20 protein-coding genes and 1 riboswitch are annotated in these 21,005 nt (G+C 64.0%); of the genes, 19 read left to right on the top strand and 1 reads right to left on the bottom strand.

The window, feature by feature from the left end:
• Positions 1 to 199 precede the first annotated feature (199 nt).
• From AX692_RS11455 to cobJ, 11 genes are all read left to right on the top strand, one after another.
• Positions 200 to 2,143: a TonB-dependent receptor plug domain-containing protein gene (locus AX692_RS11455; RefSeq protein WP_073977672.1), complete on the top strand. Its 1,944-nt coding sequence runs from the start codon at positions 200 to 202 to the stop codon at positions 2,141 to 2,143.
• Positions 2,143 to 3,048 (top strand): ABC transporter substrate-binding protein, encoded by a 906-nt coding sequence (locus AX692_RS11460; RefSeq protein WP_073977673.1) that lies wholly within the window; start codon positions 2,143 to 2,145, stop codon positions 3,046 to 3,048. The genes AX692_RS11455 and AX692_RS11460 overlap by 1 nt, the downstream gene beginning before the upstream one ends.
• Positions 3,045 to 4,031 (top strand): FecCD family ABC transporter permease, encoded by a 987-nt coding sequence (locus AX692_RS11465; RefSeq protein WP_073977674.1) that lies wholly within the window; start codon positions 3,045 to 3,047, stop codon positions 4,029 to 4,031. Before AX692_RS11460 ends, AX692_RS11465 begins: the two co-directional genes overlap by 4 nt.
• Positions 4,028 to 4,810, top strand: a complete 783-nt coding sequence (locus tag AX692_RS19040) for an ABC transporter ATP-binding protein (RefSeq protein WP_081095270.1) — start codon at positions 4,028 to 4,030, stop codon at positions 4,808 to 4,810. Before AX692_RS11465 ends, AX692_RS19040 begins: the two co-directional genes overlap by 4 nt.
• The gene (locus AX692_RS11475; RefSeq protein ID WP_073977676.1) at positions 4,807 to 5,787 is read left to right on the top strand and encodes a DUF6925 family protein; all 981 of its coding nucleotides are present in this window, start codon (positions 4,807 to 4,809) and stop codon (positions 5,785 to 5,787) included. The genes AX692_RS19040 and AX692_RS11475 overlap by 4 nt, the downstream gene beginning before the upstream one ends.
• A gap of 89 nt (positions 5,788 to 5,876) precedes the next feature.
• A riboswitch (cobalamin riboswitch) is annotated at positions 5,877 to 6,108 on the top strand.
• Between the two features lie 180 nt (positions 6,109 to 6,288).
• On the top strand, positions 6,289 to 7,326 hold the full coding sequence (gene cobW, locus AX692_RS11480; RefSeq protein WP_073977677.1) for a cobalamin biosynthesis protein CobW: 1,038 nt from the start codon (positions 6,289 to 6,291) through the stop codon (positions 7,324 to 7,326).
• Positions 7,327 to 7,334: 8 nt separating this feature from the next.
• Entirely contained in the window at positions 7,335 to 10,613 is a 3,279-nt protein-coding gene (gene cobN / locus AX692_RS11485) for a cobaltochelatase subunit CobN (RefSeq protein ID WP_073977678.1), read from the top strand.
• Entirely contained in the window at positions 10,610 to 11,737 is a 1,128-nt protein-coding gene (locus AX692_RS11490; RefSeq protein WP_073977679.1) for a cobalamin biosynthesis protein CobG, read from the top strand. Before cobN ends, AX692_RS11490 begins: the two co-directional genes overlap by 4 nt.
• Positions 11,737 to 12,366, top strand: coding sequence for a precorrin-8X methylmutase (locus AX692_RS11495; protein ID WP_073977680.1), 630 nt, complete (start codon positions 11,737 to 11,739; stop codon positions 12,364 to 12,366). The genes AX692_RS11490 and AX692_RS11495 overlap by 1 nt, the downstream gene beginning before the upstream one ends.
• On the top strand, positions 12,363 to 13,100 hold the full coding sequence (cobI, locus tag AX692_RS11500) for a precorrin-2 C(20)-methyltransferase (RefSeq protein WP_073977681.1): 738 nt from the start codon (positions 12,363 to 12,365) through the stop codon (positions 13,098 to 13,100). The genes AX692_RS11495 and cobI overlap by 4 nt, the downstream gene beginning before the upstream one ends.
• Positions 13,097 to 13,873 carry a precorrin-3B C(17)-methyltransferase gene (gene cobJ, locus AX692_RS11505; protein WP_073977682.1) on the top strand — a complete coding sequence of 259 codons (777 nt, stop codon included), beginning with the start codon at positions 13,097 to 13,099 and terminating at the stop codon, positions 13,871 to 13,873. Before cobI ends, cobJ begins: the two co-directional genes overlap by 4 nt.
• On the opposite strand, the gene AX692_RS11510 is transcribed toward cobJ, so the two are convergent.
• Entirely contained in the window at positions 13,837 to 14,598 is a 762-nt protein-coding gene (locus AX692_RS11510; protein WP_073977683.1) for a cobalt-precorrin-6A reductase, read from the bottom strand. The genes cobJ and AX692_RS11510 overlap by 37 nt on opposite strands.
• On the opposite strand from AX692_RS11510, the gene AX692_RS11515 reads away from it, so the two are divergent.
• The 8 genes from AX692_RS11515 to bluB are packed head-to-tail and all read left to right on the top strand — an operon-like array spanning position 14,597 to position 20,999.
• Positions 14,597 to 15,805, top strand: coding sequence for a bifunctional cobalt-precorrin-7 (C(5))-methyltransferase/cobalt-precorrin-6B (C(15))-methyltransferase (locus tag AX692_RS11515; RefSeq protein WP_073977684.1), 1,209 nt, complete (start codon positions 14,597 to 14,599; stop codon positions 15,803 to 15,805). The two genes, AX692_RS11510 and AX692_RS11515, sit on opposite strands and share 2 nt — an antisense overlap.
• Positions 15,802 to 16,167, top strand: a complete 366-nt coding sequence (locus tag AX692_RS11520; RefSeq protein WP_073977685.1) for a cobalamin biosynthesis protein — start codon at positions 15,802 to 15,804, stop codon at positions 16,165 to 16,167. The genes AX692_RS11515 and AX692_RS11520 overlap by 4 nt, the downstream gene beginning before the upstream one ends.
• Positions 16,164 to 16,949, top strand: a complete 786-nt coding sequence (gene cobM, locus AX692_RS11525; RefSeq protein ID WP_073977686.1) for a precorrin-4 C(11)-methyltransferase — start codon at positions 16,164 to 16,166, stop codon at positions 16,947 to 16,949. The genes AX692_RS11520 and cobM overlap by 4 nt, the downstream gene beginning before the upstream one ends.
• Positions 16,946 to 18,259 carry a cobyrinate a,c-diamide synthase gene (locus tag AX692_RS11530; RefSeq protein WP_073977687.1) on the top strand — a complete coding sequence of 438 codons (1,314 nt, stop codon included), beginning with the start codon at positions 16,946 to 16,948 and terminating at the stop codon, positions 18,257 to 18,259. The genes cobM and AX692_RS11530 overlap by 4 nt, the downstream gene beginning before the upstream one ends.
• On the top strand, positions 18,256 to 18,978 hold the full coding sequence (cobA, locus tag AX692_RS19045; protein WP_081095271.1) for a uroporphyrinogen-III C-methyltransferase: 723 nt from the start codon (positions 18,256 to 18,258) through the stop codon (positions 18,976 to 18,978). The genes AX692_RS11530 and cobA overlap by 4 nt, the downstream gene beginning before the upstream one ends.
• Positions 18,975 to 19,739 (top strand): precorrin-6A synthase (deacetylating), encoded by a 765-nt coding sequence (cobF, locus tag AX692_RS11535; RefSeq protein WP_073977688.1) that lies wholly within the window; start codon positions 18,975 to 18,977, stop codon positions 19,737 to 19,739. The genes cobA and cobF overlap by 4 nt, the downstream gene beginning before the upstream one ends.
• Entirely contained in the window at positions 19,729 to 20,355 is a 627-nt protein-coding gene (cobO, locus tag AX692_RS11540; protein ID WP_073977689.1) for a cob(I)yrinic acid a,c-diamide adenosyltransferase, read from the top strand. The genes cobF and cobO overlap by 11 nt, the downstream gene beginning before the upstream one ends.
• Entirely contained in the window at positions 20,352 to 20,999 is a 648-nt protein-coding gene (bluB, locus tag AX692_RS11545; protein WP_081095272.1) for a 5,6-dimethylbenzimidazole synthase, read from the top strand. The genes cobO and bluB overlap by 4 nt, the downstream gene beginning before the upstream one ends.
• Positions 21,000 to 21,005: the final 6 nt, after the last annotated feature.

Here is a 21,005-nt window from a genome sequence, read left to right on the forward strand (position 1 = left end):
TGGCCATGGCACGGTAACCTCCGTCTGAGCGACGAACCATTGCGGCTGGGGCCGCAGGGTTGGTCCTGCGCGGGTGAATTGTGCCCATTCGCGTTGGCCTGGCCGACCGTTCGTGCGCTCTCCCGACTCGCCTCGGGAGTTGATGGATCCGGTTGCCCCTTTTTGTCGCGCAGTTGCTCGGCACCAGGGGGGTATCCCGATGAAGAAACCTGTTCTCGTATCCACGTTTGCGCTGGCGCTAGCCAGCTGCCCGGCCTTCGCGCAGTCGAACCCGGGACAGCCTACAACCAATGACAGCGGCGAAACCATTGTCGTGACGGCGTCGCGGTCCGGTGAGGCCGTGGCCGTAAACAAGCTCGGTGCGTCAGTGACGGTACTGGACAGCGAAGCGTTGGAGCAGCGCCAGACCCGGATTGTTTCGGACATTCTGCGCGATGTGCCGGGCGTTGCCGTTAGCCGCACCGGCGCTGTTGGCGGCCTCACCCAGCTCCGGCTTCGCGGCTCCGAGGGCAACCACGTGCTCGTTCTGATTGACGGTATAGAAGCTTCGGACCCGTATTTTGGCGAGTTCGATTTCGCCACTCTCATTGCCGATCCAGAAGCCCGCGTTGAAGTCCTGCGCGGGCAGCAGTCCTCGCTTTACGGTTCGGACGCGATCGGCGGCGTTATCCAGTATCTGACATTGACCGGTAAGGAGGCTCCGGGGGTCAGCTTGCGCGCAGAGGGCGGCAGCTTCAACACCTTCACCGGAAGCGCGCGTGCGGCCGGAGTGTCTGGCAATCTCGATTATGCCGTCTCTGGCGCTTACTATCACACCGGCGGCTATCCCACGGCACGAAATGGCAGCAGGGATGTCGGCTCCGACATCGCAGGCCTTTCGGCCAAGCTCATCTGGTCACCGTCCGAAACCTTCAAACTGACCGGCGTTGCCCGCTACAGCTTCACGGAAGCCGAGACCAACAACAGCGAGAACAATCCGGCGAGCCCGCTCTTCGGATTCACCGTCGACAGCCCCGGCGTATTCTTCCGAAACAAGGCCTTCTATGGTCTTGTGAGAGCTGAACTGATCGGACTCGACGGACGCTGGACGAACGCGGTGACAGGGCAAGTCGCCTTGAGCGAGCGCAAGGGCTTCGACGCTGCGGGCTTCGATTACGGCAACAAGGGTAACCGCTACAAAGGCTCGTTTGAATCGAGCCTGCGGCTGGGCACCGACGCCATCCGGCATCGTCTGACCGCCGCAATCGACGTCGAGCGCGAAGAATTCCAGAACACCACACCGTCATCCTTCGCGTTTCAGGGAAAAAGATCCACCGACAATATCGGGATTGTCGGGCAGTATGAACTGCTGATCAACGACGCATTCTCTTTTGGTGCATCAATCCGCCATGACGAAAATGATCGCTTTGATGACCCCACAACTTGGCGGGTTCAAGGCAGTTATTCGCTCCCGACTGGTACCCGTGTTCGCGGTGCCTATGGAACGGGGGTCAAGAATCCGGGCTATTTCGAGCTCTTTGGATTTTCCGATGGCCGCTATATTGGCAACCCTAACCTGAGGCCCGAGAAGTCGGAAGGGTGGGAAGCCGGCATCGAGCAAAGCTTCAGCGATGGCAAGGCCACCATAGGCGCGACCTATTTCGATAGCCGCCTGAAGGACGAAATTTTCACGACCTTCCCCGCTCCGACCTTCATAGCGACGCCATCAAACCGTGCAACTTTGTCGAAACAGCATGGCATTGAGGTGGCCCTTGCCGCCCGTCCGATTCCTCAGATCAGGCTGGACGCCGCCTACACATGGCTTCATGCGCGAGAAAACGGCACAGTCGAGGTGCGTCGCCCCAAGCATATCGGCAGTTTCAACGCGACAGTGTTCAGCAAGGATGAGCGCTTTTCGGGTACGTTGACAGTGCGCTACAACGGGCGTCAGACCGATGTCGCGTTTACAAATCCAAGCTTCATTCCGGTGCGCGTGTCCCTGAGGGAATATGTGCTGGTTAACCTGAATGCTGAATACAAGTTGCGGCCCAACATTTCGTTGTTTGCGCGCGTAGAAAACCTCATCAACGAGCAATACGAAGAGGTGTTCAGCTTCGCCACCCCGGGCCGCGCAGGCTATGGCGGCGTTCGCGTCCGCTTCTGATGTTCCGCAAGGCGCTCTGCCTCCTTTGGATGATCTCCGTGCTTCCGGCTCTGGCCGGTTGCACGGAGCCGTCTGGTAGTCGCAGCCAGGCGGCAGCAAAGCCAGTCCATGTCATGTCGATGAACCAGTGCACGGATCAGCTTGTCCTGGCATTGCTGCCACCTGAGCGGATCGCGTCAGTCACTTGGCTGTCGCGCGATCCCGACGGCTCACTCATGTTCCGCGAGGCTGCGCGTGTCGACATCAACCATGGAATGTCGGAGGAGGTCCTGCGCCAGAAGCCGGACCTCGTTATTGCCGGGGCATTTACGACGCCGGCAACACGCGGACTGCTGAAGCGATTAGGGTTTCCAATGATCGAGGTCGATCATGCGGAAACCTACGAGGATATCCGCCGGATAACCCGACAGGTTGCCAAGGCAGTAGGAGAGCCCGCTCGCGGCGAAGAATTGATCGCAAAAATGGACCGCCAACTGGCCGACCTTGCGCGCGATCCGGGCCCGCCCCTACGAGTGGCTGCGTGGGATGGTGCTGGCTTCAATGCAAGCACGGGGTCTCTCTATGACACTGTGCTCCAGACCGCCGGTGCGATCAATGTTGCCAACTCACTGCAGAAGAGCAGCTACGGCAAACCGGATATCGAAATCCTGCTCCTTTCTGCTCCGTCCCTGCTGGTGAAAGGCGCCGGGGTAGGTCGCCGCCCGGGGCTTCGCGAAAACGTCGAGCGACACCCTCTAATCCGTCGCTACTGGGACGGTGACCGTACGCTGACGATCCGACAGGCGTACTACGTTTGCGGAACGCCGATGGTGACGGAAGCCGCGATGCAGTTGCGCAACGAACTTCGTTCAGCGGCTCTCCATGCCCGCTCTCCCCTTCCCTTTGCCGGTGGGAAATCGCTATGACCCGGTGGCTTGTTCCCATGCTGGTCAGTTGTCTGCTCGCCAGCGCTTTCGCTTCGGTGTTGGCTGGCTCCGTCTGGTTGACACCACGCGAAGCGTTTCAGGCGCTGGCTTTCGATCACGCGGATCTGGCTGGCCAGATCGTCACCCAGATCCGCCTGCCACGGGTTCTCCTTTCGATGGCCATCGGTGGCATCCTTGGCCTCTCGGGTGCCGTCATGCAGGGGCTGTTGCGAAACCCGCTGGCTGACCCCGGCCTGTTGGGCGTTTCGGCAGGTGCCTCGCTCGGTGCGGTCATTGCCATCTATTTCGGCTTTGCCGCAAGTTTTACTCTTGCTGCACCGCTGTTTGGTCTGACCGGTGCATTCGTCACCACCGGCATTGCCTTCATCCTTGCGCGCGGGGGTGGCACCCTATCGCTCATCCTGGCCGGCGCGGCAGTCAGCAGCATAGCCAGTGCAGGCGTCAGTCTGGCGCTCAACCTCTCCCCCAATCCTTATGCCGCTTACGAGATCATGACCTGGCTGATGGGTTCGCTTGCCGATCGAAGCTGGGATCATGTTCGCCTTGCCACACCCTTTATCCTTGCCGGGGGTACGATGCTTCTGCTGACGGGCCGCGCTCTGGATGCTCTTGCATTGGGTGAAGCGCAGGCTGAAAGCCTGGGCATTGCGGTTTCACGGACGCGCATGCTGGCACTGGTCGGCACGGCCCTTGGCGTCGGAGGCGCAACCGCCGTATCCGGAACGATCGGTTTCGTCGGCCTGATTGCGCCTCACCTTGCCCGGCCTTTGGTCGCCCATCGTCCAGGCAAGGTACTCATCCCGGCCATGCTGGTTGGAGCCGTTCTGGTAACCCTCGCCGACATCGCTTCGCGGACACTGGTATTCCGGGGCATGCCGCTAAATCTGGGGGTGTTCATCAGCCTGATCGGGGCACCGTTCTTCCTGTGGCTGGTCCTTCATGTCCGGAGACGCACCGCATGAGCGCGCTGCACTTTCATGGTGTTTCAGCGCGCCGGGGCCAGCGTCTGGTTCTCGACGGGATATCGGCCTTCGTTCCGTCGGGCCACCTGACCGCCGTGATCGGCCCCAACGGCGCGGGCAAGAGCACCTTGCTGGATATCGCATCTGGCCTGAAACGTCCGGCGCAAGGTTCGGTCGAACTCGATGGCAAGGACCTCCACCGCCTTGGCCGGCGGGAACTTGCCAAGGTGCGTGCCTATCTGCCGCAACGTGCGGGGGTTGATTGGCCGATCACCGTAGAGCGCGTGGTTGCGCTCGGGCTGACTCCGGCGCTGCCAGCATTCGGCAGCATACCGTCCGCTCTGCTTCCCGCCATCGACGATGCACTGCTCGCCTGCGATCTGCTGGGTTTGCGGGATCGGCCAGCCACGCAATTGTCGGGTGGCGAACTGGCGCGGGCAATGCTGGCCCGCGCGATTGTCGGCGATCCAGCGCTTCTGATCGTTGATGAACCAACCGCGGGTCTGGATCCACGCCATGCCATCGATGCCGTCCAGCGTCTCAAGGCCCGGACCACGGCCGGGTGCACGGTTGTCATGGCGATCCACGATCTTGATCTGGCCTTGGCCTTCGCGGACTCGATCCTCGCAATCCGCGATGGGCGATTGCTTGCACACGGTCCGACGCACGAAGTCGTCACCGAAAGCCTGCTCACCTCGCTTTATGACGTTCCGGTCCGGTTATCTCGTGACGGGGACGGCATTTCCGTCCGCTTTCTCAAGTCCGGGGTATCATCATGAACCAGATTTCCTTTGACGAACTGGCACGTCTCGCGTCCGACCCTGGCCATGGCTGGAGCATCGGCACATTCGGTGCGATCGGCGAATTCATTCGCGACGAGGATGAGCCGGCCACGGTTCAAAACGAAGGCGACAATATCGAAATCGTGACCGCTCGCGGTGCCTTGCGGATCAGGCATTCGGATAGCTTTGAATGCCTTGCCTGGGATAGCCTGTCCTCTGATGGCGAAAGCTGGGGCCATGCGATGGCGCTCTGCGCGCCTCTGACTGGTTCGGTCGATCGGGCTGTCGTATCTTTGGGCACCGATACCGACGCCATTCGCAGGGAAGACCAATCGAGCCGCCTGGTCGACATGGGCGTTTGTAACGGCACCATAAAGATGTGCGCCCGCACTGACGACGAAGCGCTGATCGGGGCTCTCGAGGCTCTTGAAGGTCAGGACCTGCTGTCTTCGCCAACAGTCATGGCCGAGGTTCTGCGTGCCCAGCCCCACCGGGTCATGCTCTCGCCTGCCGGACGGATCGAAGTCTTCCAACCGATTCCGCCTCCGGATGGGAAATCGCCGGAAGGCCCGCACACCCATCTGCTTGCCAAGCTTATCGGGAAGGGTCGGCCACATGGCGCTAACGTCCCCATTCCGGATGGCTATCAGTCGATCCTGAACATTCACCCTCGCTCACCTTGGCGAAACGCACTGGGTGAACGGCACAATTTCGTGCCCGATACGGACACCGCCTTTTCACCTATGCTTGAACGCTTTGGCCTTGATCAGGATCGTGCCGTGGACGCACATATCCGCACCGCTGTGGCTGAAGGCGCAAACCCTGAATTCTTTGATTGGCCCGACACACGGCGGGGCCGAACGAAAGCCCGCATCGTCCTGCGCCGTCTTGCTGCCGCCGGTCACGAGCGCGTGGGTCCCTGGCGCGTCTGGTTTGACCGTGCGCCCGTTGAAACCGACGAAACGGAACAGTGAGGTTGCGCCTGCAATTTCAGCGCGAACTTTGATTGGCATGATAGAAGTTTGGGTTTAGAGATATTCAATGATGATGTGGGCTTGCCCGTGTCATCGATGATCGCGCCGGTGCCCCCAACGGGGCTTAATCGGGAATGCGGTGCGGGAGCATGGCTCTCAAATCCGCGGCTGTCCCTGCAACTGTAAGCGGAGAGCGCGATGCACATTTTTCCTGCGCGTGCAGGAGAAGCCACTGGACCGCGCATGAACGCGCATCTGGGAAGGCGTGCATCAAGCTGTGACCCGCGAGCCAGGAGACCTGCCGGCGCTCTGGTCGCTCTTGCCCGGGTCCAGGGGATGGCCAAGGCACGGTACTCTTCCGTCTGAGCGACGAAGCTGTGTGGCTGGGGCTGCACGGCCGCGTGGTTTCGGGCGTCTGTCGCGCCTGCCCGTTGTCGCGCGCCGACCGGACCTGTCCGGCAAGCCCTGCCCGTTGTCGCTCTGGCGCGCGGAGGAACTGCCATGTCGGACCTGTCGAAGGTACCCGTCACGATCATCACCGGCTTTCTGGGTGCCGGTAAGACCACGCTGATCAGCCACCTGATCCGCAACGCTGGCGGACGCCGATTGGCTGTGGTCGTCAATGAATTCGGTACTCTGGGGGTGGATGGGGACATCCTGCAATCCTGCGCCATTCCCGATTGCCCGGCGGAAAACATCGTCGAACTGGCCAACGGCTGCATCTGCTGCACCGTAGCGGACGATTTCATTCCCACCGTAGAGCGCCTGCTCGCGCTTGATCCGCGCCCTGACCATATCCTGATCGAGACATCAGGGCTGGCCCTGCCCAAGCCCTTGCTCAAGGCCTTCGACTGGCCGGCAATCCGCAGTCGCATCACGGTGGATGGCGTGCTTGCGCTGGCCGATGCCGAAGCGGTTGCTGCCGGTCGGTTTGCCCCCGATCTTGCAGCGCTGGAGGCCCAGCGCGCCGCCGATCCGGGGATCGACCACGAAACTCCGCTGTCCGAAGTCTTCGAGGACCAGCTTGCCTGCGCCGATCTGGTTTTACTGACCAAGGTTGATCTGGCCGGACCTGACGGAGTCGCTGCCGCAAGGGCAGCCATTGCGGCCGAAGCACCCCGCCCCGTGCCTGTGATCGAGATAGCCGAAGGGATCGTCGACCCTCGCGTGATCCTTGGACTTGGAGCTGCCGCCGAAGATGATATCGCCGCCCGGCCCTCGCATCACGACAATGAGGATGATCACGAGCACGACGATTTCGACAGCACCGTCATCGCGCTCGGCGAGATTGCCGATCCCGCCGATTTGGTGGCGCGTATCGAAACGCTCGCCCGCGATCATCGCATCCTGCGGGTGAAAGGCTATGCTGCCGTGACTGGCAAGCCCTTGCGCCTCTTGGTGCAGGCTGTCGGGTCGAGGGTTCGTCACCAGTATGACCGCCCATGGCGCCCCGATGAGCAGCGCCAGACTACCCTGGTCGCCATCGCCGAGCATGACGATATCGACGAGCCTGCCATTCGCGCGGTGCTGGCAGGCTAAGCCAGGCCGTGCACGTCATCTTTCGCGAAACGCACGGGATGGAAGAAACGGCCATCCCACAGGATCTGGGGCAGGAGCCTGCGGATCTTGTGGTCCTGTCCTTCTCGGACAGCGATCTTGGTGCGTTCGCGGAAGGCTGGCGCCAGGCGCAAGCGGCGGACCCGGCATTTCCTTCGTTGCGGCTCGCCAACCTTGCCGCGCTGATCCACCCCTTGTCGGTCGACACCTATATCGAAAAGACATTGGCCGGGGCAAAGGCGGTGCTGATCCGGCTGATCGGCGGCACGCCCTATTGGAGCTACGGCCTTCAACAGGTCGAGATCCTGGCCCGATCGCGCGGGATTGCGCTTGCTGTCCTGCCTGCCGATGGTCGGCCGGATTGGCGCCTCGACAGTGCCTCCACGCTTTCTCCCGCCACGCTGGCCAAGCTTTGCCAATTGTGTGACGAGGGCGGTGCGGCAGCGGCGCGCGCGGCCCTGGCCGCTCTCGCGCACGCCGCAGGGCTTGGCGTCAGCACTGTGACGCAATGCACGGCTTTGCCGGCAACTGGCGGATGGCACCCCTCCTGCGGGATCATCGATCCTGCCACCTTCAGGCCCAATGCGGATCGGCCGCTGATCCTGATCGTCTTCTACCGTGCGTACCTCGCCGCACACGACCTGCACCCGATCGCCGCGCTTCATTCCGCGCTTGAACAACGCGGCTTTGACGCGCTCTCGATCTTCGTCCCCTCGCTCAAGCCCCCTGAGGTCAGGGCGCAGGTGGATCGCTGGGTGCGTTCACTGGCGCCTGCAGCCATCGTCAATGCTACGGCTTTTTCCGCGCGAGGCGAGGACGGCGGAACGCCGCTCGACGGGGCGGGCGTTCCGGTCTTCCAGATCGCACTTGCCACCGCGCCGCGCGCAGGATGGGCGAGCACATCGCGTGGCCTCTCGCCGGCTGACCTTGCCATGCATGTCGTGCTCCCCGAGATTGACGGGCGCATCTTTGCAGGCGTGTCGAGCTTCAAAGAGGCTGGCGAACGCGATCCGGCACTCGGCTTCGCTCCCTATTCGCACCGCGGCGATGATAACCGGATCGCAGCGATCGCCGACCGGGTGGCGCGCTGGATCGGGCTGGCCCGCAAGCCGGCATGCGAACGCCGCGTCGCCCTGATCCTGTCGACCTACCCCGGCAAGGCCTACCAGATGGCGCACGCTGTGGGTCTTGACGCGCTGGCCTCAGTCGATGCGATTGCCGCCGATCTGGCGGCAGCCGGGTACGAGGTCGGCCCACCCAGCGATCTTGCCAGGCGGCTGGCGGCTGAGCATCTGGTCTGGCCTTTGAATGCCTACCGCACTGCCATGTCCGCCCTGCCCGAGACGCTGCGGCAGGACCTTACCTCGGCATGGGGAGAGCCGGAAGACGATCCGCTGGCTGTCGATGGGGCATTTCGCTTCCCGGCGCTCACGCTCGGCCAGGTGCTGGTGGCGCTTCAGCCCGAGCGGGGGGAGCCTATCAGTCGCGATGCAGACTATCACGACCTCTCGCGCTGCCCGCGGCACGCCTATGTCGCCTTCTACCTGTGGCTGGGCCAGCAGGGTACGGATGCGCTGGTCCATGTTGGCGCGCATGGTACGCTGGAATGGCTGCCGGGGAAGGCTGTAGCGCTGTCTGACGCTTGCTGGCCCGAAGCGCTGACACAAGCGATGCCGGTCATCTATCCCTTCATCGTCAACGATCCGGGCGAGGCAGCGCAGGCCAAGCGCCGCATCGGTGCTGTCACCATCGGCCATGTACCGCCGCCGCTCGTCCCGACCGGAAGCGGCGCCGGGCTGGGCCGGATCGAGGCCTTGCTGGACGAATTCTCCAATGCCGACGGGCTGGACCCTGCCCGCCGGGACCGGCTGCAGACATCCATCCGCGAGGAAGCTGCCGCGCTGGGGCTGGAGGCAGAGCTCGGCCTTGATACCGCCACCACTTTAGTCGAGGCAATAACCCGGATTGATCGCTTCGTCTGCGATGTGAAAGCCAGCCAGTTCGGTGACGGTCTCCACGTTTTCGGGCGCGGTGAACAGGGCGCGGCAGAGCGGAACGGGCTTCTGGCTGCGCTGGACGGCCGATGGATCGCTCCCGGACCATCTGGTTCGCCCCATCGCGGACGAACCGATGTGCTGCCGACGGGGCGCAACCTCTACACGATCGATCCGCGCGCCGTACCTTCGCGCGCAGCGCATGCACAGGGCGTCGTGCTCGCCGAGGAGCTGCTCCGCCGCCACCTGCAGGATCACGGCGACTACCCGCGCGGCCTTGTGGTGGATCTTTGGGGTTCGGCCACCATGCGCACGGCTGGTGAAGAGTTTGCGATGGCGCTGCACCTTCTGGGGGCAAAGCCGATGTGGGACATGGCTTCAGAGCGCGTGACGGGGATCGAGATTCTCCCGCTCGCCATGCTCGACCGCCCGCGCATCGATGTAACGCTGCGCGTTTCTGGCCTGTTTCGTGATGCCTTTCCCACCCTGCCCGCCTTGTTCGGTCAGGCCGTCCTGGCGCTGTGCACCAGGGACGAACCTGCCGACTGGAACCCTTTCGTTGCCTTGGCCCCGGCGCCGCGCGTCTATGGTCCGCGTCCGGGCCGGTATGGGCTCGGGATCGGAGACGCGGCCGAAACCTATACCGACGATGCCCGGCGTGCGGCGGGCGAAGCATGGCTGGCAGCCTCCGATCACGCGCTGGATGGCGTTTCCGATTTCAGCACGGGAAGCGAGGCTGACCCCGATGGCATCCGTCTGCGAGTGGCCAGCGCGGACGCCTTCGTCCACCTGCAAGACCTGCCTGAAACCGACCTCTTGCTGGCCGCGGACTATGCCGGGCACGAGGCAGGCTTTGCCGCAGCCCAGGCGATTGTCGGAGGCAAGGCCGCACTCTATCATCTCGACAATCGCGACCCGAACAATCCGGCGGCCCGCACGCTGACCGAAGAAATTGCCCGCGTGGTCCGTGCCCGAGCCGCCAATCCAGGCTGGATCGCAGGAATGATGCGCCACGGCTTTCGTGGGGGCGCGGAACTGGCCGCGACGCTGGACCACCTAGGTGCTTTCGCACATCTTTCCGGCAGCGTGCCGCCGCAGCTGATCGACCTCTATCACGAGGCAACGCTCGGCCAGTCCGAAGTTCGTGCCTTTCTCGAACGCGAAAATCCCGATGCACTGGCGGCGATGGAGGCGCGCTTTGCGGCGCTTCATGCCGCAGGCCTTTGGCGCACCCGGCGAAACTCCATCCTGGCCAGCCTGCGGGAGGCACCATGACCGGATTTGCCGTCAAGGGCTGGTGCCCGGACGCATGGCACCCGATGATGTCCGGAGACGGCCTACTGGTGCGGGTCAAACCCCGGCTCGGGCGGCTGACGCGGGAGCAGGCGCTGGCCCTTTGCGATGCGGCCGCCACCTGCGGCAGCGGGCTGATCGACCTGACGCGGCGCGCTAATCTGCAGATTCGCGGCGTTGCCCAAGATCGCTGGCCCTTGCTGATCCAAAGGCTGATTACGCTGGAATTAGTGCAGCCCGAGCCTGCACTCGAAGCGCGGCGCAACGTCCTTGTCGCGCCCGACTGGCAGGAGAACGACGACACCCACCGCATCGCCAACGCCCTGCTGGCCCGGATAGGCGAATGGCCCGATCTTCCCGGCAAGGTCGGGTTCGTCATCGATGCCGGCCCTGCCGCTGTGCTGACCGGCGCATCCGGCGATTTCCGTGTCGAACGCGGCACGGACGGCAGCCTCATGCTTCGCGCCGATGGTCGCCCCACCGGATCAAGCCTGTCTCCAGGCACGGAAGCGGACGCCCTGATCGCTCTCGCTCACTGGTTCGCCGCCAGCGGCGGCGCGGCAGCAGGGCGCATGGCCCGTTGGGATGCGGAACTTCCCGCATGGGCAAAAGGTGCGATAGCGCCTGCAAAGGCTGAACCGCGCCATGTTTCTGGCACCGGACATCATCCATCGGTCGCGCTGGCGTTCGGGCTGATAGAGGCTCCGGCTCTAACCACCCTGCTCGAAACCGGCCCTGCTTCCGGCCTGCGGACAACACCGTGGCGGTGGCTGTTGATCGAAGGGGCTGGTTCTGCCGGGACCCAACCGTTCACCGGCGCTGGACCTGATCCGCTGCCCCATGTTGAGGCCTGTCCGGGCGCACCATTCTGTGCGCAGGCAACGGTTGAAACTCGCGCGCTCGCGCGCCGACTTGGGCCGTATATCTCTGGGCGGCTGCACGTTTCGGGTTGTGCCAAAGGCTGCGCCTGTTCGCAGGTGGCCGATGTCACGCTGACCGGACGCAACGGCAGGTTCGATCTGGTCCTTGCTGGCAAAGCCGGATCGCCTCCGTCCCGCTCCGCCTTGAGCGCCAGCGAAATCCTCGCGCATTTTGGAGCCGTCTGATGCCCCATGTCTATGAAACCGACGGGGCAGCGATCTATCGCCAGTCGTTTGCCACGATCCGCTCCGAAGCCGATCTCTCCCCTTTCGCACCAGGCGAAGAACAGGTGGCGGTGCGGATGATCCATGCGGCCGGGATGGTTGGACTTGCAGCGCATATCCGGTTCTCGTCGGGATTTGCCGATGCGGCACGCGCTGCGCTGGCCAGCGGCGCGCCAATATTGTGCGATGCGCGGATGGTGTCTGAAGGGATCACCCGCGCCCGGCTTCCCGGGAGCAACGCAATCATCTGCACGCTGCACGATCCTGCGGTGCCTGACCTTGCACGCAAGATCGGCAACACCCGATCCGCTGCCGCGCTGGAACTGTGGCGGCCCATTCTGGCGGGCGCGGTCGTGGCGATCGGCAATGCACCAACCGCGCTGTTTCATCTGCTGAACATGCTGGAAGACCCCGCCTGCCCACGCCCTGCGGCGATCATCGGCTGTCCGGTGGGCTTCGTGGGAGCAGCTGAATCCAAGGCTGCCCTCTGGGCCGCTCCTCCTGCACCCTGCTGCGTCGTCGAGGGCCGCCTTGGCGGAAGTGCCATCACCGTGGCGGCCATCAACGCGCTGGCGAGTACGGCAGAATGAACGCCGGCACGAAAATCGGCACCATTCACGGTGTCGGGCTTGGTCCGGGTGCGGCAGACCTGCTGAGCGTGCGCGCCGACCGGCTTGTACGCACGGCGCACCACGTCGCCTATTTCCGCAAGGCCGGGCGGCCCGGCCAGGCAAGGCGCATCGTGGAAGGGATGCTCCGCGCTGACGTGATCGAGTTTCCGATGGAATATCCGGTAACCACCGAAATCCCGGTATCCGATCCTCGCTACAATGCCTGCCTGTCGGCGTTCTACACGCACTGTTCGGAGCGGCTTGCAGCGATTTCGCAGCAGGGTGAGGACGTCGTCGTGCTGTGTGAGGGCGACCCGTTCTTCTACGGCTCCTTCATGCACCTCCATGCCCGCCTTTCAGGCCGCATACCGGTGGAAGTCGTCCCTGGCATCACGGGCATGTCTGGCGCCTGGACCGCGACGGACCTGCCGATCACCTGGGGCGATGATGTGATGACCGTGGTCATGGCCACGCTGCCGGAAGCCGAGCTTGCCCGCCGGATCCGCGAGACTGACGCGCTGGTGGTGATGAAGATCGGTCGGAACCTGCCCAAGCTTCGCCGCGCCGTGGCAGCCGCCGGGCGCATGGATGCGGCATGGCTGGTCGAACACGCAGCGATGCCCGGACAGCGCGTCACCATGCTGGCCGAGGCTGAAGCGGTGACCCCCTATTTCTCGATCCTGCTGATCCATGGTCAGGGGCGGCGACCATGAACGGGGAAAAGGACAAGGGTTGGCTAGCAATCGCCGGTCTGGGACCAGGAGACGAGGCACTCGTCACACCCGAAGTCACCGCCGCGCTGGCCGGGGCTACGGACGTGATCGGGTACATTCCCTATGTCGCCCGGATAGCTGCACGCGAAGGCCTGACGCTTCACCCCTCGGACAACCGGGTGGAGCTCGACCGCGCCGCTCTGGCGCTCGATCTTGCGGCGCAGGGCCGCAGGGTCGTTGTCGTATCGTCAGGTGATCCGGGGGTGTTCGCGATGGCCTCGGCGGTATTCGAAGCGCTTGAGGCAGGTCCTTCCCGCTGGCGGACGCTGGATATCAGGGTGCTGCCAGGCATCACCGCCATGCTGGCCGCCAGTGCACGGGCCGGGGCACCGCTGGGTCACGATTTTTGCGCGATCAATCTTTCCGACAACCTGAAACCCTGGGCCATGATCGAAAAGCGACTGCGGCTGGCCGTGCAGGCGGACTTTGCCGTGGCGCTTTACAACCCCCGCTCGAAGGCGCGCCCAGAAGGCTTCGCTCGTGCGCTGGCCGTATTAAGAGAAGTGTGCGGCGATGATCGCCCGATGCTGTTTGCCCGCGCCGTCACAACGCCGGAGGAAGATCTGCGCATCGTGCCGCTGGGCAAGGCGCACGATGAAATGGCCGACATGCGCACCACGGTGATCGTGGGATCAAGCCGGACACGGATCATCGAACGTGCGGCAGGCCCAATCCTCTATACGCCCCGGTCCGTTGCGGAAATGGCCTCATGACCAAGCCATTCCAGCACATCTTCTGCGCGACAAACCTCGATCCGGTCACCGATCACCGGGCGGTCGATCATCACGACCGGAAGCTTGAGCTGGCGCGCAGCGACAAGCTTTGCCTCGGCGCCCGTGCCACCGGCGTTCTTGCACACAACAAGGTCGATCATGTGAGACTGCATCAGCAGCCGATCACCTTCAGCCGTAAACGGCCCGCGATCGATGACAAGGTCGTGGGAGGGCAAGCCTGGGGGCGCAGCCGGAGGGTCAACAAAGCGCAGCAGGTAGTGATGCTGCGGCTGTGCGGCAAAGGCTTCCACATGCATTCGGCCCAGCGCAAGCAGGATGCGGCGCGGCGTGCCCGCCAGTTTGGCCACCGCATCGGCAATGTCTCTCACGCATGTCCAGCGATCGCCCGGCCCGGCCTCCCATGCGGGTCTGGTCAGGGCGATATGGGCAATCCCGGCAATCCGCGCAGCCTCTATGGCATGTTCGCTCATAGTCGCGGCAAAGGGATGCGTCGCATCGACCAGATGCGTGATGCGATGGTCTTGGAGATAGGCCACAAGCCCCGCCACCCCACCAAAGCCGCCGACGCGGATCGGCACCGGCTGTGGCCGCGGGTTGTCGGTCCTGCCCGCGTAGCTGAGCGTCGTCGCAATCTGCGCTGCCGCAAGCAGGCGCGCCAGTGCGCTCGCTTCGGTTGTCCCGCCAAGCAGGAGAACATTCGGCATGGCTGACATGGACCCTCGCGCATGGTTGACGATCATCGGCATCGGTGAAGACGGCGTGGACGGCCTTTGCTCAGCGGGCCGGGCCGCGCTGGCCAGGGCCGAACTGGTCATGGGATCGGCGCGCCATCTTGCGCTGCTTCCCGCGCTTAGCTGCGCGGTCTTCGAATGGCCAGTTCCCTTTGCCGATGGCATAGCCGAACTGCTGGCGCATCGCGGGCGGCGCGTGGTCATGCTGTCATCGGGCGATCCGTTCTGGTTCGGCGCAGGCGCAAGCCTTGCGCGCCATCTCGGTCCGGCGGAATGGGTTGCGCATCCCGCGCCATCGACCTTCAGCCTTGCAGCCGCCCGGCTGGGCTGGCCGATCCAGGAAACGGCCTGCCTCGGCCTGCACGCAGCGCCGCTGGAACGCTTGCGCCCCCATATTGCGCACGGCCAGCGCGCAATCGTCCTGCTGCGCGATGGCGATGCCGTTGCAGCGGTGGCGCAATATCTGACCAGCAAGGGCTTCGGCCCATCGACGCTTCATGTGATGGAAGCGCTGGGCGGCCCCCGTGAACGCCTCCGCGTGACGACCGCGCAAGCCCTGCCGTTCGCAGACATTGCCCATCCCGTTGCCGTGGGTATCGCGTTCGCCGGTTCAGGCAATGTCTTGCCCGCCACATCCGGCAGACCGGATGCGTGGTTCGATCACGACGGGCAGATCACCAAGGCCCCGGTGCGCGCCCTGACCCTCTCGGCCCTCGCCCCGCGTGCCGGTGAATGGCTCTGGGATATCGGCACGGGTTCTGGGTCAATCGCGATCGAATGGCTGCTGGCTCATCCCGCCAACCGGGCGACCGCGTTTGAAGCCGATCCGGTACGGGCCGGCCGCGCCCGCGCAAACGCCACGGTTCTGGGTGTAGACCGGTTGGATGTGATCAATGCCCGGATGCCCGAAGGCCTGCCGGAAGGCCCCCATCCGCATGCCGTGTTCATCGGTGGCGGCTTGTCCGACCCGCTGCTCGATGCCCTCTGGGCCCGGCTGCCTGATGGAACGCGGCTGGTGGCCAACGCCGTGAGCCTTGAATCGGAAGCCGCTGTTACCCGTTGGCATGGCGCAAAGGGCGGCAGTCTGCTGCGCATCGAACTGGCCGATGCCGTGCCCCTTGGCCAGCGGCATGGCTGGAAGGGGCGCTATCCCGTGGTGCAGTGGAGCGTCACGCTATGATCGTGGCTGGCTTCGGCTTTCGGCGCGGCGCAGACCTCGCTTCGCTGCGGGCGGCGCTGGAACTGGCGCAGGACGGGCTGCCCCCTATAACCCATTTGGCGACCGCCATCGACAAGACGTCTGCGTTGGTACCGCTTGCAGAGGCACTGGGACTGCCGATGACCGGCATCCCATCGGCGTCCCTGTCCACCACGCCTACGCCCACCAGCTCTTCCGCCAGCCTGAAGGCACGCGCGACCGGCAGTGTCGCAGAAGCCTGCGCGCTGGTCGCCGCTGGTCCGGGCGCCCGCCTGTTGCGCACGCGCCACATCTCGCCCGATCGCATGGCCAGCTGCGCCATTGCCGAAGGAACACAGCCATGACCGTCCACTTCATCGGCGCCGGCCCCGGCGCACCCGATCTTCTGACCCTGCGCGGGCGCGACCTGATCGCCGCCAGCCCGGTCTGCCTCTATGCCGGTTCGCTGGTTCCCGTGGCGGTACTCGCTCACTGTCCGCCCGGTGCCCGCATCGTCAACACCGCGCCCATGACGCTGGACGAGATCATCGCCGAGATCGCGGAGGCTGACGCCGCAGGGTTTGATGTTGCCCGCCTCCATTCGGGCGACCTGTCCGTCTGGTCGGCGATGGGAGAACAATTGCGCCGCCTGCGCGCACTGGACATTCCGTTTACGGTCACGCCGGGTGTCCCCGCCTTCGCGGCGGCAGCGGCGGCTCTGGAAGCCGAACTGACCTTGCCCGAGCTCGGCCAGTCGCTGGTACTCACGCGCACGCCAGGGCGGGCCAGCGCGATGCCGCAGAGCGAGAGCCTCGCCAATTTCGCTGTGACGGGCGCGACTCTGGCTATCCATCTATCGATCCACAACCTCGCGCGGGTCGTGGCCGATCTTGCTCCCGCCTATGGCGCGGATTGCCCCGTTGCGGTCGTCTGGCGCGCCAGCTGGCCCGACCAGCGGATCGTCCGGGCCACCCTCGAGACCGTCGAAACAGCCGTCGCCGGCAGCATGGAACGAACCGCGCTGATCCTTGTCGGACGGGTGCTGGGGGCGGAGGACTTCGCACCAAGCAGCCTCTACGCCCACGGCTACGACCGGCGCTTCCGCCCACAGGATGCGAGCTCCCGCTTTGCAGGAGCCGGGGAATGAGCGTTTCAGGCCTGATGATCGCCGCTCCAGCATCGGGAACGGGCAAGACTACGGTCATGCTGGGTCTGCTGCGAGCGCTGGTCGAAGACGGCGCGGTGGTCCAGCCCTTCAAGAGCGGTCCCGACTATATCGATCCCGCTTTTCACCGCGCCGCCTGCGGCCGTGCGTCGTTCAACCTCGATACCTGGGCCATGAATGGCAGCCTGATCGCTGCAATCGCGGGAGAGGCCGTTGGCGCGGACATGGTGCTTGCCGAGGCTTCGATGGGCCTGTTCGATGGTGTCGCGAGCCGGGGTGCCGTCGGCAATGGCGCCAGTGCGGACATTGCAAGGACAATGGGCTGGCCGGTTGTGCTGGTGCTGGACGTGTCCGGACAAGCCCAATCCGCCGCTGCAACGGCGCTCGGTTTCAAGCATCTGGATGACACGCTGCCGTTTGCAGGCGTGATCCTGAACCGGGTGGCCAGTCCCCGCCATGAACGGCTAGTGCGCCGGGGGATGGAAGCGATAGGCATGCCTGTGCTGGGTGCCCTGCCCCGGCGCGGCGATCTCACCCTGCCAGAACGCCATCTCGGTCTGGTCCAGGCTGTCGAGCATCCCGATCTCGAGCGGGCGATATCGGACTATGCCGCATTTCTGCGTGCAAATGTCGATCTGAATGCCATCCGCCATGCCGCCAGCAGCAACAGCGCCCCGCCTCCGGCCCCCGGCCGACTGCCGCTTCCCCCTGCCCAGCGGATTGCCATCGCCCGCGATCCCGCCTTTTCCTTCGTCTATCCCCATGTGCTCGAAGGTTGGCGGCGGGCTGGCGCGGAGATCATGCCCTTCTCGCCATTGGCAAACGAGGCCCCTGCCCGCGATGCCGATCTTGTCTGGCTGCCTGGCGGCTATCCGGAACTGCACGCAGGGACCATCGCTGCAGCGTCGAACTTCCTGAACGGCCTGCGTCACCACGCCGAGACCCGCCCGGTGCACGGCGAATGCGGCGGCTATATGGTTCTGGGCGAGGGCTTGGTGGACAAGTCGGGAGAGCGGCATCACATGGCCGGCCTGCTGGGCCTTGTTACCAGCTATGCGCAGCGCCGTATGCATCTCGGCTATCGCCAGGCCGAACTGCTGGCACCAATAGCCGGACTGGCCAAAGGCATAAGGCTGCGCGGCCACGAGTTCCACTACTCGACGATCCTCGAGCAGACAGACACAGCGCTGGCATGCGTAACCGATGCAGATGGCGTCGCGGTTGCCGAAACAGGCTCGTATCGCGGCCGCGTGACCGGAACCTTCTTCCACATGATCGCGAACGCATCGTGAAGGGGTTCGTATCCTTTGTGGGTGCGGGCCCTGGCGATCCCGAGCTGCTGACCCTGAAAGCCGTTTCTCGTCTTGAGACGGCGCAGGTGGTGCTGTTTGATGATCTGGCTGCGGGACCAATCCTGGCCCGCGCGCGCGATGACGCTGAACTGGTAGCGGTAGGCAAGCGCGCCGGGCGGCCATCTCCAAGTCAGGCCGAAGTCAGCCGTCTTCTGGTGGACCATGCCCTGGCCGGCAAACATGTCATCCGGCTCAAATCGGGAGATGCCGGCCTGTTCGGCCGGCTCGAAGAAGAAATCGAGGCGCTTCGCCATGCGCGAATCGCGTTCGAGATCATTCCTGGCGTCAGCTCGGCGACCGCCGCAGCGGCAGCTGCCGCGATACCACTGACACGACGCGAGCACGCTAGACGCGTCCAGTTCGTAACCGGACATGGCAAGACTGGCACTTTACCAGAAGACCTCAATCTATCAGCGCTTGCCGACCCTTGTGCCACAACGGTCGTCTTCATGCCGAAGCGCACATTTCCGGCGCTTGCTGCGCAGCTTGTCGCGGCAGGACTTGCGGACGATACTGCAGCCTTGTTGGCAGAAAACATTAGCCGACCGGACCAAAGACTTACCAGAAGCACTATTGCCGGACTTGCTCGGTCACTTGCCGACGGCGGATCGGATGCAACCGCACTGGTGATCTACGGCCCCATGATGGAGGAGGCATGATCCACCTCCATCTGATCGGCATAGGCACCGGGAATCCCGACCACCTGACGCGTGCTGCAATACGCACAATCAACGCGGTCGATCTCATTCTGCTGCCCCGCAAAGGCGATGCCAAATCAGATCTCCTGGACCTGCGCCACTCCATCTGTGACGCCGCATTGGCCTCACCGGTCCGCATGGCCGAGTTCGACATGCCCCTTCGCCGACAGGATGGCGACTACACGCAGGCCGTCGACGATTGGCACGATGCGATTGCAGCGATTTGGGCAGAGCAGATAGCAGTTCACCTTCCTGATGGTGGGCGGGTCGCGCTGCTCGTGTGGGGCGATCCGTCGCTTTACGACAGCACACTGCGTATTGCCGATCGGCTCCGGACGGCTGGGGTAGACCTCACTGTTCGCGTCGAACCCGGTATCACCAGCATTCAGGCTCTTACGGCTGCTCACGCCATCCCGCTGAACGCCTTGGCCGAACCTGTCACGATCACCACCGGCCGCAGGTTGCGCCGGGAAGGCTGGCCGCTGGGAGTGCACACGATCGTCGTCATGCTCGATTCCGGCTGCGCCTTCGAAGTCCTCGATCCTGCTGGCATCACGATCTGGTGGGGTGCCTATCTGGGCATGTCGCATGAAGCACTGGTCCATGGGCCACTTGCCGAAGCTGCGCCGCAGATTGCCGCGCGCCGCGCCGAACTGCGCGCGCGCCACGGCTGGATCATGGATGTCTACCTGATGCGAAAGGAACGAGCCGATGCCTGCTGACCGCGAAGAAGATGCTGCAAGCGCAGATGCGCGCCATGCCGAGAAAATGCGCAAGATCCAGGCTGCGCGTAGCACCATGATGGCCACCAAGACCCGCGAGCAGGGGCTGCTGATCGTTCACACTGGCACGGGCAAAGGCAAGACAAGCGCTGCACTCGGTATGGTCGTGCGCGCAATAGGACATGGCATGAAGGTCGGGGTCGTCCAGTTCGTCAAGGGCACGATGGCGACAGGCGAAAAGACGGTGTTCGACGCTTTCCCGGAAAATGTCGAGTTCAAGCCGATGGGTGACGGTTTCACCTGGGATACGCAAGACCGGACACGCGATATCGCTTCGGCACGCACTGCCTGGGATGAAGTCTGCCGCATGATCGCCGATCCGGCTTACCAGATGGTGGTAGCCGACGAACTCAACATCGTCCTTCGGTATGACTACCTGCCCCTGGATGAGGTTCTGGAGGCGTTTGCCGCGAAACCCGAGATGAAACATGTCATCGTCACCGGGCGCAATGCGCCCGATGCACTGATCGAGGCGGCCGATCTCGTCACCGAGATGACCATGATCAAGCACCCTTTCCGCTCAGGCGTGAAGGCGCAGGCAGGGATCGAGTTCTGAGCGATCTGCCGCCTCAGTTCGATGCCGAGTTCGCGGCTCGATTTGCGCAGCTGCTGCGCTGGCGACGCGATGTGCGGCACTTCGAAGCCCGTGCTGTCGCCGAAGAGGAGATGTGTGCGCTGCTGGAGTGTGCCTCCCTCGCACCTTCGGTCGGGAATGCGCAGCCCTGGCGGTTCGTGCGCGTGCGTTCATCCACCCTTCGTCAGGCGCTGGCCGACCATGTCGATGCACAGAACGCACAAGCAGCTCAGCAATATGCCGGCCAAGCCCGGCAGGAACTGTATCGTTCGCTCAAGCTGCATGGCCTTCGCGAGGCCCCGGAACTGATCGTGGTGTTCTGTGATGAGCAGCCCAAAGCAGGCCATGGACTTGGCATTGTCAGTATGCCGGAGATGCTGCGCTATTCATGCGTGCTGGCGATCCACACACTCTGGCTGGCGGCAAGGCTCCGCGGCATTGGCGTCGGATGGGTATCGATCCTCGAGCCTGGCGTCATCCGCGCCTTGCTGGACGTACCCGCCGACTGGTCGCTGATTGCACTGCTGTGCATCGGATACCCCCAGGACGCGTCCCAGACACCCGAATTGGAGCGGCGGGGCTGGCAAGCCCGGGAACCTGTGTCCAACCGAGTGTTCGACCGATGACCCCCT

The organism is Erythrobacter donghaensis, assembly GCF_001557325.1.
GTDB classification, from domain to species: domain Bacteria; phylum Pseudomonadota; class Alphaproteobacteria; order Sphingomonadales; family Sphingomonadaceae; genus Erythrobacter; species Erythrobacter donghaensis_B.